We start from the raw sequence: 13,124 nt of genomic DNA on the forward strand, positions 1-13,124 counted from the left end.
CGGTCGAGGGGTCCGGAGGAGGGAGGGTCCGGGGTTACTTGTTGGCGCCGAGCTCGATCGGCACGCCGACGAGGGAGCCGTACTCGGTCCACGAGCCGTCGTAGTTCTTGACGTTCGTGACCTCGAGCAGCTCGTGCAGGACGAACCACGTGAGCGCGGAGCGCTCACCGATGCGGCAGTAGGCGATGGTGTCCTTCGCCAGATCGACCTGCTCGTCCTCGTAGAGGGCCTTGAGCTCGTCGTCCGACTTGAACGTGCCGTCGTCGTTGGCGTTCTTCGACCACGGGATGTTGCGGGCGCTCGGCACGTGGCCGGGGCGCTGCGACTGCTCCTGCGGGAGGTGCGCCGGGGCGAGCAGCTTGCCGGAGAACTCGTCGGGCGAGCGGACGTCGACCAGGTTCTGGGCGCCGATCGCGGCCACGACGTCGTCGCGGAAGGCGCGGATCGAGGAGTCCTGGGCCTTGGCCTTGTACTCGGTGGCCGGGCGGGCCGGCACGGCGGAGCCGTCGACCAGGTCGCGGGAGTCGAGCTCCCACTTCTTGCGGCCGCCGTCGAGGAGCTTCACGTCCTGGTGGCCGTAGAGCTTGAAGTACCAGTAGGCGTAGGAGGCGAACCAGTTGTTGTTGCCGCCGTAGAGGACGACCGTGGTGTCGTTCGCGATGCCCTTGGCCGAGAGGAGCTTCTCGAAGCCCTCCTGGTCGATGAAGTCGCGGCGGACCGGGTCCTGCAGGTCCTGGGTCCAGTCGATACGGATGGCGTTGCGGATGTGGTTCTTCTCGTAGGCCGAGGTGTCCTCGTCCACCTCGACGATGGCGACCTGCGGGTTGTCGAGGTTGGCCTCGACCCAGTCCGCGTCGACCAGGACGTCGCTGCGAGCCATGCTGTTCTCCTCCGGGGCAGTGTGCGGCGGTGTGGTACGGGTGTGCGGTGTGGTGCGGTACGGCTCGTCGCGGGCGGCTCGTCGGGTGACGTGTCAGGGACGTGTCGGGCAAGCGGACGTGCGTGACGGACGTGCGTACGGCTCACGGGGCGGCCCCGACCGCGGTCGGAGGGCCTGAGGAATACGGGAGTGGTGAGTCCCGCTCAGACGGAGCGACAGAGCATGGCGGCGACGCGGCACAGGTCTACTGCCCGCCGCTTCGTGAGATCCGCCTGTCGCTTCATGCCCTCGATCGTAGGGACGGACAGGCGGCCGTGTCACCGGTGTGTCGTATTTTGAGACGCGATCGTCCGAGATGCGAGACGCGATCACGGTACGAGAGCACTCCGGACGCCTCCGTACCGGGGCGTCCGGTTCTGATTCTGCTGGTCGGACAGCAATGTCTCAGCATGTGACCAACGGGTACGCGCGGAGGCCCTGCCGGGCGGCGCGGGCACCCGGCCGGGGCGGCGCGGCGGCTCGACAGGCCGGGCAGGTCGGCGGGCGGGGCCCGCGCTCCTGGCCGTCAGCCCGCCAGGACCACGTCCCTGCCGGTCACCGAGATGGCGAGGCCGTCCGGCCTCGGCTCGACCTTCTCCACCTTCATCCCGGCGATCGCGCCGATCGACCGGTCGAAGTCGGTGCGCTCGCGGACCAGGTCCTCGATGCCGGGGATGCCCTCGCCGGGCACCTCGTCGGCGCGGACGCGGATCGTGTCGCCGTTCACCACGGTCACCGTGGACAGGACCGTACGGGTCAGGGTGCGGCCCATCACCTTCACGCCGCCGGTCACCTTCACCTTGCCGTTGCCGCCGTAGGCCACGACGGCCTCGCGGTCCGAGGCGGCCGTGAGGTCCGCGTACGACACGAGGGCCGTCCCGCTCGCGGAACCCGCCTTCGCGCCCGACCAGTCACCGGTCACGGTCACGTCCCGCAGCGCCACGTCCAGCTCGCCGACCCGGATGTTCTTGTCTCCCGCCGTCGCGGTGACGCCGGTCAGCCGGACGTCGACCTCGTCGAGCCGCTTGGCCGCGACCTGGGTCAGGAACGGGAAGCCCTTGATGTCGACCTCGACGGCGTCGCTCTTCGCCGAGGAGAGCTTCACCCGGCCCGCCGCCTCGTCCTCGGCGTACGCCACGGCGAGCCGGTCGATCCCCACCAGGACCCCGCCCAGCACGACGGCCACGATCAACAGAATCCGCAGTGCTCGCATGGGCTGTGCGTCCCCCCGATGGAAATGGATAAAGTCCGGCCCCCCGACACGGAGATCGACGTGTCGGAGGGCCGGTTGGTTCCCGTCCGGTGCCCGGAAGCGGTCAGACCAGCGCCCTGCCCAGCAGGTAGACGGCGGGCGCGGCAGCCGTCAGCGGCAGCGCCACACCGGCCGTCATGTGCACGAAGCGGGACGGGTAGTCGTAGCTCGCCACCCGCAGGCCGACCAGCGCGCAGACCCCGGCCCCGAGGCCGAGCAGCGCGCCGGAGGAGCCCAGGCCGGTGAGTCCGCCGGCCGCGATGCCCGCGCCCGCCGAGGCAAGGAGTGCGGCGATCAGCGAGACGGGTCCGGGCAGCGGGAGCGCCCGGGCGAGGACGGCCGCGGCGACCGCGACCCCGCCGACGACGACCGCGTCCGGGTCGGCGCCCAGGTGTCCGGTGGCGACGACGGTCAGCGCCGCCGAGGCGATGGTGGCCATCAGGCCGTACATGCGCTCGTCCGGGTCGGCGTGGCTGCGCAGCTGGAGGACCAGGCAGAGCAGCACCCAGACGCCGAGGGTTCCGAAGATCGCGGCGGCCGCGTTCTCCCGGCCGGTGACGAGCAGGGCCGCGTCGGCGGCGAGGCCGCCGGCGAAGGCGAGGGCGATGCCCTGGCGGGCGGGCCACATGCCGTTGAGCCGGAACCAGCCGGCGGCGGTGAGGCCCTGGAGCAGCACGAGCGGCACGAGGAGCCCGTACGTGCCGAGGGCGGCGCCGCCGGCGAGCAGCAGTCCGAGGACGGCGGTCAGCGCGGCGGGCTGCATCCCCGGCGCGATGATCGGCGAGCGGCCCTCGGCGCGGGCGCGCTGGGCGTCGGTGATCCGGGTGTTCCCGGAGGTGGTCGGCGAGGACCAGCCGGGACCCGCCTCGGCGGAGGGCGCGGGGGCCGCCGGAGCGGACTCCGCGACGGGGGCGGGGGCGACGGGGGCGACGGGGGCGGCCCCCGCCGACTGGTGCCGGTGCTGGTCCTGCGCCTGCGGCGGCTGCTGGTGCTGCGGCTCCGGGTAGTACGCGGCGGGGGTCCCGTACGACTCGTACGCGCCCTGGCCCGGCGCGTACGCCTCGTACGACGGCTGCTGGGGCTGGTGCGGCTGGTGTGGCTGGTGTGGCTGGTGAGTCTGCTGCGGGTAGCCCTGCTGGGCCTGCGCGGCCTGCGCCCGGTCGGCCTGGACCTGGTCGTACGTGACGGCCGGCTGGTACTGGGTGTCCCAGGTCTGGCCCTCCCACGTCTGTGCGACGTCGGGGCCCTGCTGCTCCTGGTGGCCCTGGTGGCCGTTCCCGGTCCCGTTCGCGTACGGGTCGTACTGCTGACCGCCGTAGTACTGGTCGTTGCTCATGCTCTGGGGTTCACCCTCCTGCGAACGGGGGGAGCACCTCGACCGTGCCGCCCTCGGCAAGCCGTACCGTCTCATGGCTCCGGGTCCCGACGGGGTCGCCGTCGACCAGGAACGAGCACCGCTTGAGGACCTGGACGAGCTCGCCCGGGTGCTTCGCGCGGGCCGCGTCGAGGGCCTCGGCGAGGTGCTCGGCGGTGTACGGCTCCTCCGCGACACCGGCGGCGGCCTTGGCCGCGGCCCAGTAGCGGATGGTTCCCGCTGCCATAGCGGCGCTCCCTTCGTTCGTGTGCGCGCCGCCCCCCATGATGGGCTATGCGCGCGTCAGCCAGTTCCCCACGCGGGCGAGCAGCTCCTCGTCCGCCGCGTTCTCGGCGTGGCCCATCCCCCGCTCCAGCCACAGCTCGGCCTCGCCGGCCCCGGCCAGCATCCGAGGGTGGTCGAGCGGGAAGTAGGCGTCCCGGTCGCCGTGCACGATCAGCAGCGGGGTCGGCGCGATCAGCGGCACCGCCTCCACCGGGGAGAGGGGGACGGGGTCCCAGGTGCGGCTGTCGATGCGGGTGCGGAGCCCGTACCGCCCGACGAGGCGGCCCGTCGGCCGGGTGACCATCCAGTGGAGGCGGCGCATCGGCGCCGTCCCCCGGTAGTACCAGCGGGCGGGCGCGGAGACGGCGGCGACCGCGTCGGCGCGTCCTTCGGTCCCCCGGGCGAGGGCCGCGTGGCGCAGGACCACGGAGCCGCCCATGGAGAAGCCGACCGTCGCCACGCGCGCGTGGCCGAGCTCACGTGCCCAGCGGACGGCGGCGGTCAGGTCGAGGACCTCCCGGTCGCCGAGGGTGGAGAGGCCGCCGGAGGCTCCGTGGCCCCGGAAGGAGAAGGTGATCACGGCCGCCGCACCCCGCTCGGCGAACACCCGTGCGGCGCGGCGGACGGCCGGCCGGTCGGCCGACCCGGTGAACCCGTGGGCGACGACGACCGCCGTATCGGTGACACTGGCCGGAGAGGGTTCGTAAACCGCCTCGATCCGGACATCGTCATCCGTACGCAACATTGCACGCCGGGAGCCGGGAGTGATCAGGGAGACATCCACCATATGAAATCGACCCTCTCCCTCTGAACTCATGTGGGCTATTCTCCTTGGCAGAGGATCCGGGCAACGCAGCCCCCGGGTCCTTTTGCGTTTTCCGACCGTTGTTACGGACGGATGAACAAAAGCTCTCAGGGCGCGAGAGCCGGCAGTGATCTGTACGAAGCAGTGCACGTCCTCGCAGGGACCGAGGAGGAACCGACGTTATGAGCGAGCGACCGAAGCACGACCGACCGACGGCAGGGACGGCAGGTGGTGCGCGATGAGCGCCTTGCTGCTCCTGACCAACGCTCTCCAGCCTTCCACCGAGGTGCTGCCCGCCCTCGGTCTGCTCCTGCACAACGTCCGGGTCGCCCCGGCGGAGGGCCCCGCCCTCGTGGACACCCCCGGCGCGGACGTGATCCTCGTCGACGGGCGGCGCGACCTGCCGCAGGTCCGTTCGCTCTGCCAGCTGCTCCGGTCCACCGGGCCCGGCTGTCCGCTGATCCTGGTCGTCACCGAGGGCGGTCTCGCGGCCGTCACCGCCGACTGGGGCATCGACGACGTCCTCCTCGACACGGCGGGACCCGCCGAGGTCGAGGCGCGGCTGCGGCTCGCCATGGGCCGCCAGCAGATCGTCGCGGACGACTCCCCCATGGAGATCCGCAACGGCGACCTGTCGGTCGACGAGGCCACGTACAGCGCCAAGCTCAAGGGCCGGGTCCTGGACCTGACCTTCAAGGAGTTCGAGCTCCTCAAGTACCTGGCCCAGCACCCGGGCCGGGTCTTCACCCGCGCGCAGCTCCTGCAGGAGGTGTGGGGGTACGACTACTTCGGCGGCACCCGGACGGTCGACGTCCACGTACGGCGGCTGCGGGCCAAGCTCGGCCCCGAGCACGAGTCGCTCATCGGCACCGTACGCAACGTGGGCTACCGCTTCGTCACCCCCGAGAAGGTCGAGCGGGCGGCGGAGGAGGCACGCGCCAAGGCCGAGGAGGCCCGTGTGCAGGAAGAGGCCCGGGCGACCGCCCGCGTCAAGGAAGCCACGGAGGATGTCACCCCCCTGGCGGACAGGAACGTGGCAGATGCCACAGTGCGACCTGCCGGTAGGTAGGTCACCCCGCGTAGACTGCCGCGCGTGGCCAAGGTGACGCGGGATGACGTAGCTCGACTGGCAGGTACTTCGACCGCGGTCGTGAGCTACGTCATCAACAACGGACCCCGGCCGGTCGCCCCGGCCACGCGCGAGCGTGTCCTCGCCGCCATCAAGGAGCTGGGCTACCGCCCCGACCGGGTGGCCCAGGCGATGGCGTCCCGGCGCACGGACCTCATAGGCATGATCGTGCCGGACGCGCGGCAGCCGTTCTTCGCGGAGATGGCGCACGCGGTCGAGCAGGCCGCCGCCGAGCGCGGGAAGATGGTCCTGGTCGGCAACTCGGACTACCGCGACGAGCGCGAGGTCCACTACCTGCGGGCCTTCCTCGGCATGCGGGTCTCCGGTCTGATCCTGGTCAGCCAGGGCATGAGCGAGCGGGCCGCGAGCGAGATCGAGGCCTGGGACGCGCGCGTGGTGCTGCTGCACGAGCGGCCCGAGGCCCTGGACGACGTGGCCGTCGTCACCGACGACATCGGCGGCGCCCAGCTCGCCACCCGGCACCTCCTGGAGCACGGCCACCCCTACGTGGCCTGCATGGGCGGCATCCCGAACACCCCGGCCGTCGGCGACCCGGTCGCCGACCACGAGGAAGGCTGGCGGCGGGCCATGCAGGAGGCGGGCCGCTCGATCGAGGGCCGGCTCTTCCAGGCCCCGTACAACCGCTACGACGCCTACCAGGTGGCCCTCAAGCTGCTCGCGGGCCCGGACAGACCGCCGGCCATCTTCTGCTCGACCGACGACCAGGCCTTCGGCGTCCTGCGGGCGGCGCGCGAGCTGCGCATCGAGGTGCCGACGGAGCTGGCGGTCGCGGGCTTCGACGACGTGAAGGAGGCGGCGCTCACCGACCCGCCGCTCACCACGATCTCCTCGGACCGGCCGGCGATGGCCCGTGCGGCGGTGGACCTGGTCCTGGACGACTCGCTCCGCGTGGCGGGCTCGCGCCGCGAGCGGGTGAAGCTCTTCCCCTCGGCCCTGGTGGTCCGCCGCTCCTGCGGCTGCGACGGCGGCTGAGCGCGTCGGCCGGCGCTTCGGCGCTTCGGCCGGCGCTTCGACCGAACGAGAGCCCTCCCCTCCAGGAGGGCTCTTTATATCGGGCATACAGGCTTCTGTCGGGCTTCTCAGCCGGTCCTCAGACGGCTCTCATGAACAGATCCGAGAGTCATTGCATGACGGACTTCCAGGAGCAGCAGCCGCAGCAGCCCTACTACCCGCCGCACCCGCCGAGGCCTCCCTACGCCCCGGCCCAGCCGCCGGCGGGCGCCGAGCAGACCGCCGCCCAGCCGATCGTCACCGGCCCCGGCACCACCGTCTGGCCGTCCGGCGGGCACGTGCCGTCCGGCGGGCACGTACCGCCGTCGGGTCCGCCCGCCCCGCCCGTCGCCCCCCTGGGCGCCCCGGCCGCCGCACCCGCCGGAGGCCCCGGCTCCCGGCGCCGCGCCAAGCGCGGGGTCGGCCTCATGGCCGCCGTGGCCATCGCGGCCGCCGCGATCGGCGGCGGCACGGCGACGCTGGTCCAGCAGGCCACCTCGGACACCCCCGTCGCCGCCGCCTCGAACGTGAACGGCACCAACGTCTCCACCGGCAGCACGGGCACGGTCGCCGGCGTCGCCGCGGCCGTCTCCCCCTCCATCGTCGAGATCTCCGCAAGCTCCGACTCCGGCAAGTCCACCGGCTCGGGCGTGATCATCACCTCCGACGGCGAGATCATCACCAACAACCACGTGATCTCCGGCGCGTCCGAGATCACCGTGCAGCTCAGCACCGGCAAGTCCTACCGGGCCGAGGTCGTCGGCACCGACCCCGACAAGGACCTCGCCCTCATCAAGCTCCAGGGCGCCTCCGGCCTCAAGACCGCCACCCTCGGCGACTCGTCCAAGGTGCGGGTCGGCGACCAGGTCGTCGCGATCGGCTCCCCCGAGGGCCTGACCGGGACCGTCACCAGCGGCATCGTCTCCGCGCTCGACCGGGACGTGACCGTGGCCAAGGACGACGACGGCCAGGACCAGCAGCAGGGGCAGCAGCAGTACGACCCGCGGCAGGGCTGGCCGTTCGAGTTCGGCGGACAGCAGTTCAACGGCGACACCGGTTCGTCGAAGACCACGTACAAGGCGCTGCAGACCGACGCCTCGCTCAATCCGGGGAATTCCGGCGGCGCGTTGATCAATATGAACGGCGAGATCATCGGAATCAATTCGGCCATGTATTCGCCCAGTTCTTCGAGCGGTTCGACGGCCGGCAGCGTCGGCCTCGGATTCGCCATCCCGGTCGACACCGTGAAGGCCGACCTGGACAGCCTGCGCGCGGGCGGCGACAGCTGACCGGCGACCTGGCGGCATGCGACGCTGAGCCCATGACCGCCCAGCGACACGAGCCCGAACGCATCCTCATCGTCGACGACGAGCCAGCCGTACGGGAGGCCCTGCGCCGCAGCCTCGCCTTCGAGGGGTACGGGACGCAGGACGCCGTGGACGGACTCGACGCGCTCGCCCGGATGGAGTCGTACGCCCCCGATCTCGTCGTCCTCGACGTCCAGATGCCCCGCATGGACGGGCTGACGGCGGCCCGCCGGATCAGGGCGTCCGGCTCGACCGTGCCGATCCTGATGCTCACCGCGCGCGACACGGTCGGCGACCGGGTCACGGGGCTCGACGCGGGCGCCGACGACTACCTCGTGAAGCCGTTCGAGCTGGACGAGCTGTTCGCCCGGATCAGGGCGCTGCTGCGGCGCAGTTCGTACGCCTCCGCGACGGCCTCCGGCCCGGCCGAGGCCGACGTGCTGTCCTTCGAGGACCTGCGGATGGACCTCGCCACCCGCGAGGTGACCCGGGGCGGGCGGACGGTGGAGCTGACGCGGACGGAGTTCACGCTCCTGGAGATGTTCCTGGCGCACCCGCGGCAGGTGCTGACCCGGGAGCAGATCCTCAAGGCCGTCTGGGGCTTCGACTTCGAACCGAGTTCCAACTCACTGGACGTGTACGTGATGTACCTGCGGCGCAAGACGGAGGCGGGAGGCGAGCCGCGCCTCGTGCACACGGTGCGGGGCGTGGGATACGCGCTGCGCGGCGGGGGCGGGGAGTGAGAAGTCCCCTCGCCTGGTTCCGGTCGCGGCCGCTGCGCTCGCGCCTCGCCCTCCTCACCGCGTTCGCCGTGGCCGTGGCGGTGGCCGCGGTGTCGCTCGCGTGCTGGTTCGTGACGCGGACGCAGCTGGAGCACGAGATGGACGCCTCGCTGCGCAGCACCCGGCTCGACCCGAGCGGGGTGCAGAGCCTGCTCACCCTGTGCCGGCAGGGCACCACGCCGCCGCCGGTGGCCGGCTCGTACACGGTGCAGGTGGTCATCGCCAACGGCACCGTGTGCACCTCCGGCAAGGCCGCGATCCCGGCCGGAGCCGGGGATCTCGCGGTGGCCAGGGGGCAGCTGGAGTACGCCCTGCACACGGTGAAGGACGACGCCGGCCGGGAGATGCGGGTCTTCACCTACCCGCAGGACGGCCCGGTCGGGCTCGCCGTCTCCGTCGCCCGCCCCCTCGACGAGATCGACAACTCGATGTCCACCCTGCGCTGGGTGCTCCTCCTGGTCTCCGGGATCGGCGTCGTCGGCGCCGGCGCGGCCGGCCTGTGGGTGGCGCGGACCGGCCTCGAACCGGTGAACCGGCTGACCGGGGCGGTGGAGCACGTGGCCGCGACCGAGGACCTGACCGTGCGGATCCCGGTCGAGGGCGAGGACGAGATCGCCCGGCTCTCGCGTTCGTTCAACGCGATGACGGCGGCGCTCGCGACGTCCCGCGACCGGCAGGCGCAGCTGATCGCGGACGCCGGGCACGAACTGCGGACGCCGCTGACCTCGCTGCGGACGAACATCGAGCTGCTCGCGCGCAGCGAGGAGACCGGCCGGGCGATCCCGCCGGACGACCGGCGGGCCCTGATGGCCTCGGTGAAGGCGCAGATGACCGAGCTGGCGGCGCTCATCGGGGACCTCCAGGAGCTGGCCCGGCCGGACGCGACGCAGCAGGGGCCCCTCGAAGTGGTCCCGCTCCACACGATCCTGCGGGCGGCCCTGGACCGGGCGCGGCTGCGCGGCCCCGAGCTGAGCTTCGTCACGGATCTGGCGCCCTGGTACGTGCGGGCGGAGCCGGCCGCTCTGGAGCGGGCGCTGGTGAACGTCCTGGACAACGCGGTGAAGTTCTCGCCGCGCCGGGGCACGGTCGAGGTGACCCTGATGCGCGGCGAGCTGACGGTCCGCGACCAGGGTCCGGGCATCCCGCCGGACGAGCTCCCGCACGTCTTCGACCGCTTCTGGCGCTCCCCGTCGGCCCGCAGCCTCCCGGGTTCGGGCCTGGGCCTGTCGATCGTGGCCCGCACGGTGCACCACGCGGGCGGCACGATCGCCCTGACCCCGGCGGAGGGCGGCGGCACCGTGGCGACGCTCCGGCTGCCGGGGGCGCCGACCCCGCCGCCGTCAGTTGTGGCGGATGAGGGACTCGACGAGGCCTGAGCGGGTGTTCGGGTAGTCCAGGACGGTGATGCCGAGGCCCTTCCAGGTGGCGGCCGTGCCGTCCAGGAAGCCGTGGACGCGGGGGTTGAGGTTGTCGGAGTTCCACCGGGGCGGCAGGGACGCGGACGTGCTGACGAAGTTGATGTACAGCTTGCCGGGCTGCTCGACGGCCTTGCGGTAGTGGGCCTCGATCTTGGGGTACTTGGCGTTGGGCAGGGCGTTCCAGTCGTCCTGGAGCGCGATGGCGCCGCCGTCCCACCACTTGAGGCCGGGCAGGCCGCCGTTGTCGGCGATGAGGACGACCTTGCCGCGGGCCTCGCCCAGGGTCGGGAGGGTGTCGCCGATGCGGAACAGCGGGCGCCAGCCCCGGTTGTCGAGGTAGTCGGTGAAGACGGCGCCGAAGGTGGCGTCGGAGTCCGAGGAGTACTCCTGCTTGACCCGCATCAGGACGGTCTCGGAGGGGTGGGCGGCCAGGAAGTCGCGGCAGGCGACGAGGACGTCGCCGAACATCATGTTCTGGTAGGAGGCGCCGTGGTGGATGGCGAAGGAGCCGCCGGTGACCCGGCAGCGCACATCGAGGAATCTGATGCCGGCGGCGAGCTGCTGCGCGATCGTGGTGTTCTGGCACTCGGACCAGGGGCCGCCGAAGCGGGCGCCGGAGTCGTGGGTGCCGGGGATGGTGAGCTTCTGGAGCGGGGTGGGGTCGCCGTGGCCGGACATCCAGTCCTGGGTCGTGGCCGCCCGTGCGGTGGGGGCGCCGACCAGGAGGACGGCACCCGCCGCCGCGGCTCCCGCGAGAAAGCTTCTACGGTCCATGCGCGGAGTATGACGTGTACGCGTCACCACGCGCCAGGGTGCCGCGGCCGGGAAAGCAGGGGCCGCGGCCCGCACACGACGAAGGGGCGGCGGACCGTCGAAACGGTCCACCGCCCCCTCGGACGTACGGAGTCGCGGAGTTACTTCACGACCGTGATCCGGCCCGTCGCCGGCGGGGCCAGCGGGGCGGCCGGGGTGGAGTGCGCCGCCAGGTAGGCGGTGAACATGTCCAGGTCGGACGCGCCGACCAGCTTGTTCTTGTGCTCCTTCAGGACGGCGAAGCCGTCACCGCCACCGGCCAGGAACTCGTTCATCGCGACCCGGTAGGTCTTCGACGGGTCGATCGCCTCGCCGTTCAGCTTCACCGAGGACACCACGATCCGGTCGGCGCCGGCCTTCGTCATGTCCAGGGTGTAGGTGAGGCCCTTCGAGATCTGGAGGATCTTCGGGGCGGCCTGGTTGGCACCGCTGACCTGCTGCTGGAGCGTGGTGATGAGCTGGGCGCCGGTCAGGTCGACCGCCGTCATCATGTTGGTGAACGGCTGGACCGTGTAGGCCTCGCCGTAGGTCACCACCCCGTCGCCCTCGGCGCCGGACGCCTTGTGGACCAGCGGCGCGCGGACACCGCCCGGGTTCATCAGGGCCAGCTGCGCGCCGCCCTTGTCGGCCGGGGTCATGCCCTCGAGCTGCGCGTCGGCGATCAGGTTGCCCAGCGGCTTCTCGTACGCCGTCGCGTCGAGGGGGTTGTCGATGTCGGCGGAGATGTATCCGACGGGACGGCTCGCGATCGGCGCCGCCAGCGCGTTCCAGCGGGTGATCAGCCGGGACATGTCCTCGGCCTTCGGCACGTCACGGCTGACGACGTGGTTCGCGGAGGCGACGGCCGTCCGGACGATGTCCTTCGTACGACGGTCGTAGGTGAGCGTCGTGTCGGTGTAGAGCCGGCCGAAGGAGGCCGCGGAGGTGACCGTGCGCGGCTTGCCCGACGGGTCCGGGATCGTGCACGCGTAAGCCTGGTGGGTGTGGCCGGTGACCAGGGCGTCGACCTGCGGGCTGACGTTCTTCGCGATGTCCACGATCGGGCCGGAGATGCCGTTGCCGGGACCGGGGCTGTCGCAGTCGTAGTTGTACGCGCCCGAGGCCGGCAGGCCGCCCTCGTGGAGCAGGGCGACGATCGACTTCACGCCCTTGCGCTCCAGCACCTTGGCGTACTTGTTGATCGTCTCGACCTCGTCGCCGAACTTCAGGCCCTTGATGCCCTCGGCGGAGACGATGTTCGCCGTGCCCTCCAGGGTCACGCCGATGAAGCCGATCTTGACTCCGTTGCGCTCCCAGACGAAGTACGGGTCGAGCAGCGGCTTGCCGCTCTTCTCGTTCGTCACGTTGGCGGCGAGGTACGGGAAGTCCGCGCCCCGGAACCGCTTGCCCTTCTCGAAGCAGCCGGCGGTCGGGTGACAGCCGCCGTTCTGGATGCGGGCCAGCTCGCGCGCGCCCTCGTCGAACTCGTGGTTGCCGACCGAGGTGACGTCGAGCTTCAGCTTGTTCAGCGCCTCGATCGTCGGCTCGTCGTGGAAGAGCCCGGAGAGCAGCGGCGAGGCGCCGATCATGTCGCCCGCGGCGGCGGTGACGGAGTACCGGTTGCCCTCGCGGGCCTGGCGCAGGTGCGTGGCCAGGTACTCGACGCCGCCCACGTCGTTGAGGGTCTCGGTCGTGCCGTCTTCCTTGAGGCGGGTGAGCCGGCCCGCCGAGCCGGTCGGCGGCTCCAGGTTGCCGTGCAGGTCGTTGAAGGAGAGCAGCTGGACGTCGACGTACCGCCCGTGGTTGCCCCCGCCCTTGGTCCCCGAGGCGCCCGCGGGCAGTGCGGCGACGAGTGCGCCGACGGTGGCGAGCCCCGCGCCGACGGCGAGTATCCGCGCGGCTGTCCTCTTCTTCTTCGGTGTCGCTGCCATCGCTCCCCTTGTCCCCGCGCCCGTTCCGGTGCGCCTCTCGACTGCTGACGTGCCAGCGAAGCCTAGAGTCAACGCGCGTAGCGCAACAGGGGGTAGCGGGTTACGAGACAGTTGCCGTCGCCTTTCCCCGGGGCGGCCG

General features: G+C 71.9%; 13 protein-coding genes. 5 read left to right on the top strand and 8 right to left on the bottom strand.

What is annotated here, in order from left to right; translation table 11 throughout:
• Positions 1-34: 34 nt before the first annotated feature.
• The 6 genes from AMK27_RS23595 to AMK27_RS23615 all read right to left on the bottom strand — a co-directional run bounded on the left by AMK27_RS23595 (position 35) and on the right by AMK27_RS23615 (position 4,627).
• Complete coding sequence (locus AMK27_RS23595; protein ID WP_073911714.1) at positions 35-880, bottom strand: sulfurtransferase; 846 nt, start codon at positions 878-880, stop codon at positions 35-37.
• Positions 881-1,083: 203 nt separating this feature from the next.
• The gene (locus tag AMK27_RS44585; protein WP_350497993.1) at positions 1,084-1,164 is read right to left on the bottom strand and encodes a putative leader peptide; all 81 of its coding nucleotides are present in this window, start codon (positions 1,162-1,164) and stop codon (positions 1,084-1,086) included.
• A gap of 281 nt (positions 1,165-1,445) precedes the next feature.
• Positions 1,446-2,132, bottom strand: coding sequence for an LmeA family phospholipid-binding protein (locus AMK27_RS23600; protein WP_073911716.1), 687 nt, complete (start codon positions 2,130-2,132; stop codon positions 1,446-1,448).
• 103 nt (positions 2,133-2,235) lie between these two features.
• The gene (locus AMK27_RS23605) at positions 2,236-3,507 is read right to left on the bottom strand and encodes a hypothetical protein (protein ID WP_073911718.1); all 1,272 of its coding nucleotides are present in this window, start codon (positions 3,505-3,507) and stop codon (positions 2,236-2,238) included.
• Between the two features lie 10 nt (positions 3,508-3,517).
• Positions 3,518-3,772, bottom strand: coding sequence for a MoaD/ThiS family protein (locus AMK27_RS23610; protein ID WP_030323286.1), 255 nt, complete (start codon positions 3,770-3,772; stop codon positions 3,518-3,520).
• A gap of 45 nt (positions 3,773-3,817) precedes the next feature.
• Positions 3,818-4,627: an alpha/beta hydrolase gene (locus tag AMK27_RS23615; protein ID WP_079188559.1), complete on the bottom strand. Its 810-nt coding sequence runs from the start codon at positions 4,625-4,627 to the stop codon at positions 3,818-3,820.
• 226 nt (positions 4,628-4,853) lie between these two features.
• Between AMK27_RS23615 and AMK27_RS23620 the strand changes: the two genes are divergently transcribed.
• The 5 genes from AMK27_RS23620 to AMK27_RS23640 all read left to right on the top strand — a co-directional run bounded on the left by AMK27_RS23620 (position 4,854) and on the right by AMK27_RS23640 (position 10,220).
• Complete coding sequence (locus AMK27_RS23620; protein ID WP_073911721.1) at positions 4,854-5,684, top strand: response regulator transcription factor; 831 nt, start codon at positions 4,854-4,856, stop codon at positions 5,682-5,684.
• Positions 5,685-5,708: 24 nt separating this feature from the next.
• On the top strand, positions 5,709-6,737 hold the full coding sequence (locus AMK27_RS23625; protein ID WP_073911723.1) for a LacI family DNA-binding transcriptional regulator: 1,029 nt from the start codon (positions 5,709-5,711) through the stop codon (positions 6,735-6,737).
• 155 nt (positions 6,738-6,892) lie between these two features.
• Positions 6,893-8,044 carry a S1C family serine protease gene (locus AMK27_RS23630; RefSeq protein WP_073911725.1) on the top strand — a complete coding sequence of 384 codons (1,152 nt, stop codon included), beginning with the start codon at positions 6,893-6,895 and terminating at the stop codon, positions 8,042-8,044.
• A 32-nt stretch (positions 8,045-8,076) separates the two neighbouring features.
• Complete coding sequence (locus tag AMK27_RS23635) at positions 8,077-8,805, top strand: response regulator transcription factor (protein WP_073911726.1); 729 nt, start codon at positions 8,077-8,079, stop codon at positions 8,803-8,805.
• Complete coding sequence (locus AMK27_RS23640; RefSeq protein ID WP_198955927.1) at positions 8,802-10,220, top strand: sensor histidine kinase; 1,419 nt, start codon at positions 8,802-8,804, stop codon at positions 10,218-10,220. The genes AMK27_RS23635 and AMK27_RS23640 overlap by 4 nt, the downstream gene beginning before the upstream one ends.
• On the opposite strand, the gene AMK27_RS23645 is transcribed toward AMK27_RS23640, so the two are convergent.
• Positions 10,185-11,036, bottom strand: a complete 852-nt coding sequence (locus AMK27_RS23645; RefSeq protein WP_073911729.1) for a phosphatidylinositol-specific phospholipase C — start codon at positions 11,034-11,036, stop codon at positions 10,185-10,187. The genes AMK27_RS23640 and AMK27_RS23645 overlap by 36 nt on opposite strands.
• 140 nt (positions 11,037-11,176) lie before the next feature.
• Complete coding sequence (locus tag AMK27_RS23650; protein ID WP_073911731.1) at positions 11,177-12,985, bottom strand: bifunctional metallophosphatase/5'-nucleotidase; 1,809 nt, start codon at positions 12,983-12,985, stop codon at positions 11,177-11,179.
• Positions 12,986-13,124 lie beyond the last annotated feature (139 nt).

Origin of the sequence: Streptomyces sp. CB02009 (genome assembly GCF_001905825.1) — a bacterium.
Taxonomy (GTDB): Bacteria; Actinomycetota; Actinomycetes; order Streptomycetales; family Streptomycetaceae; genus Streptomyces.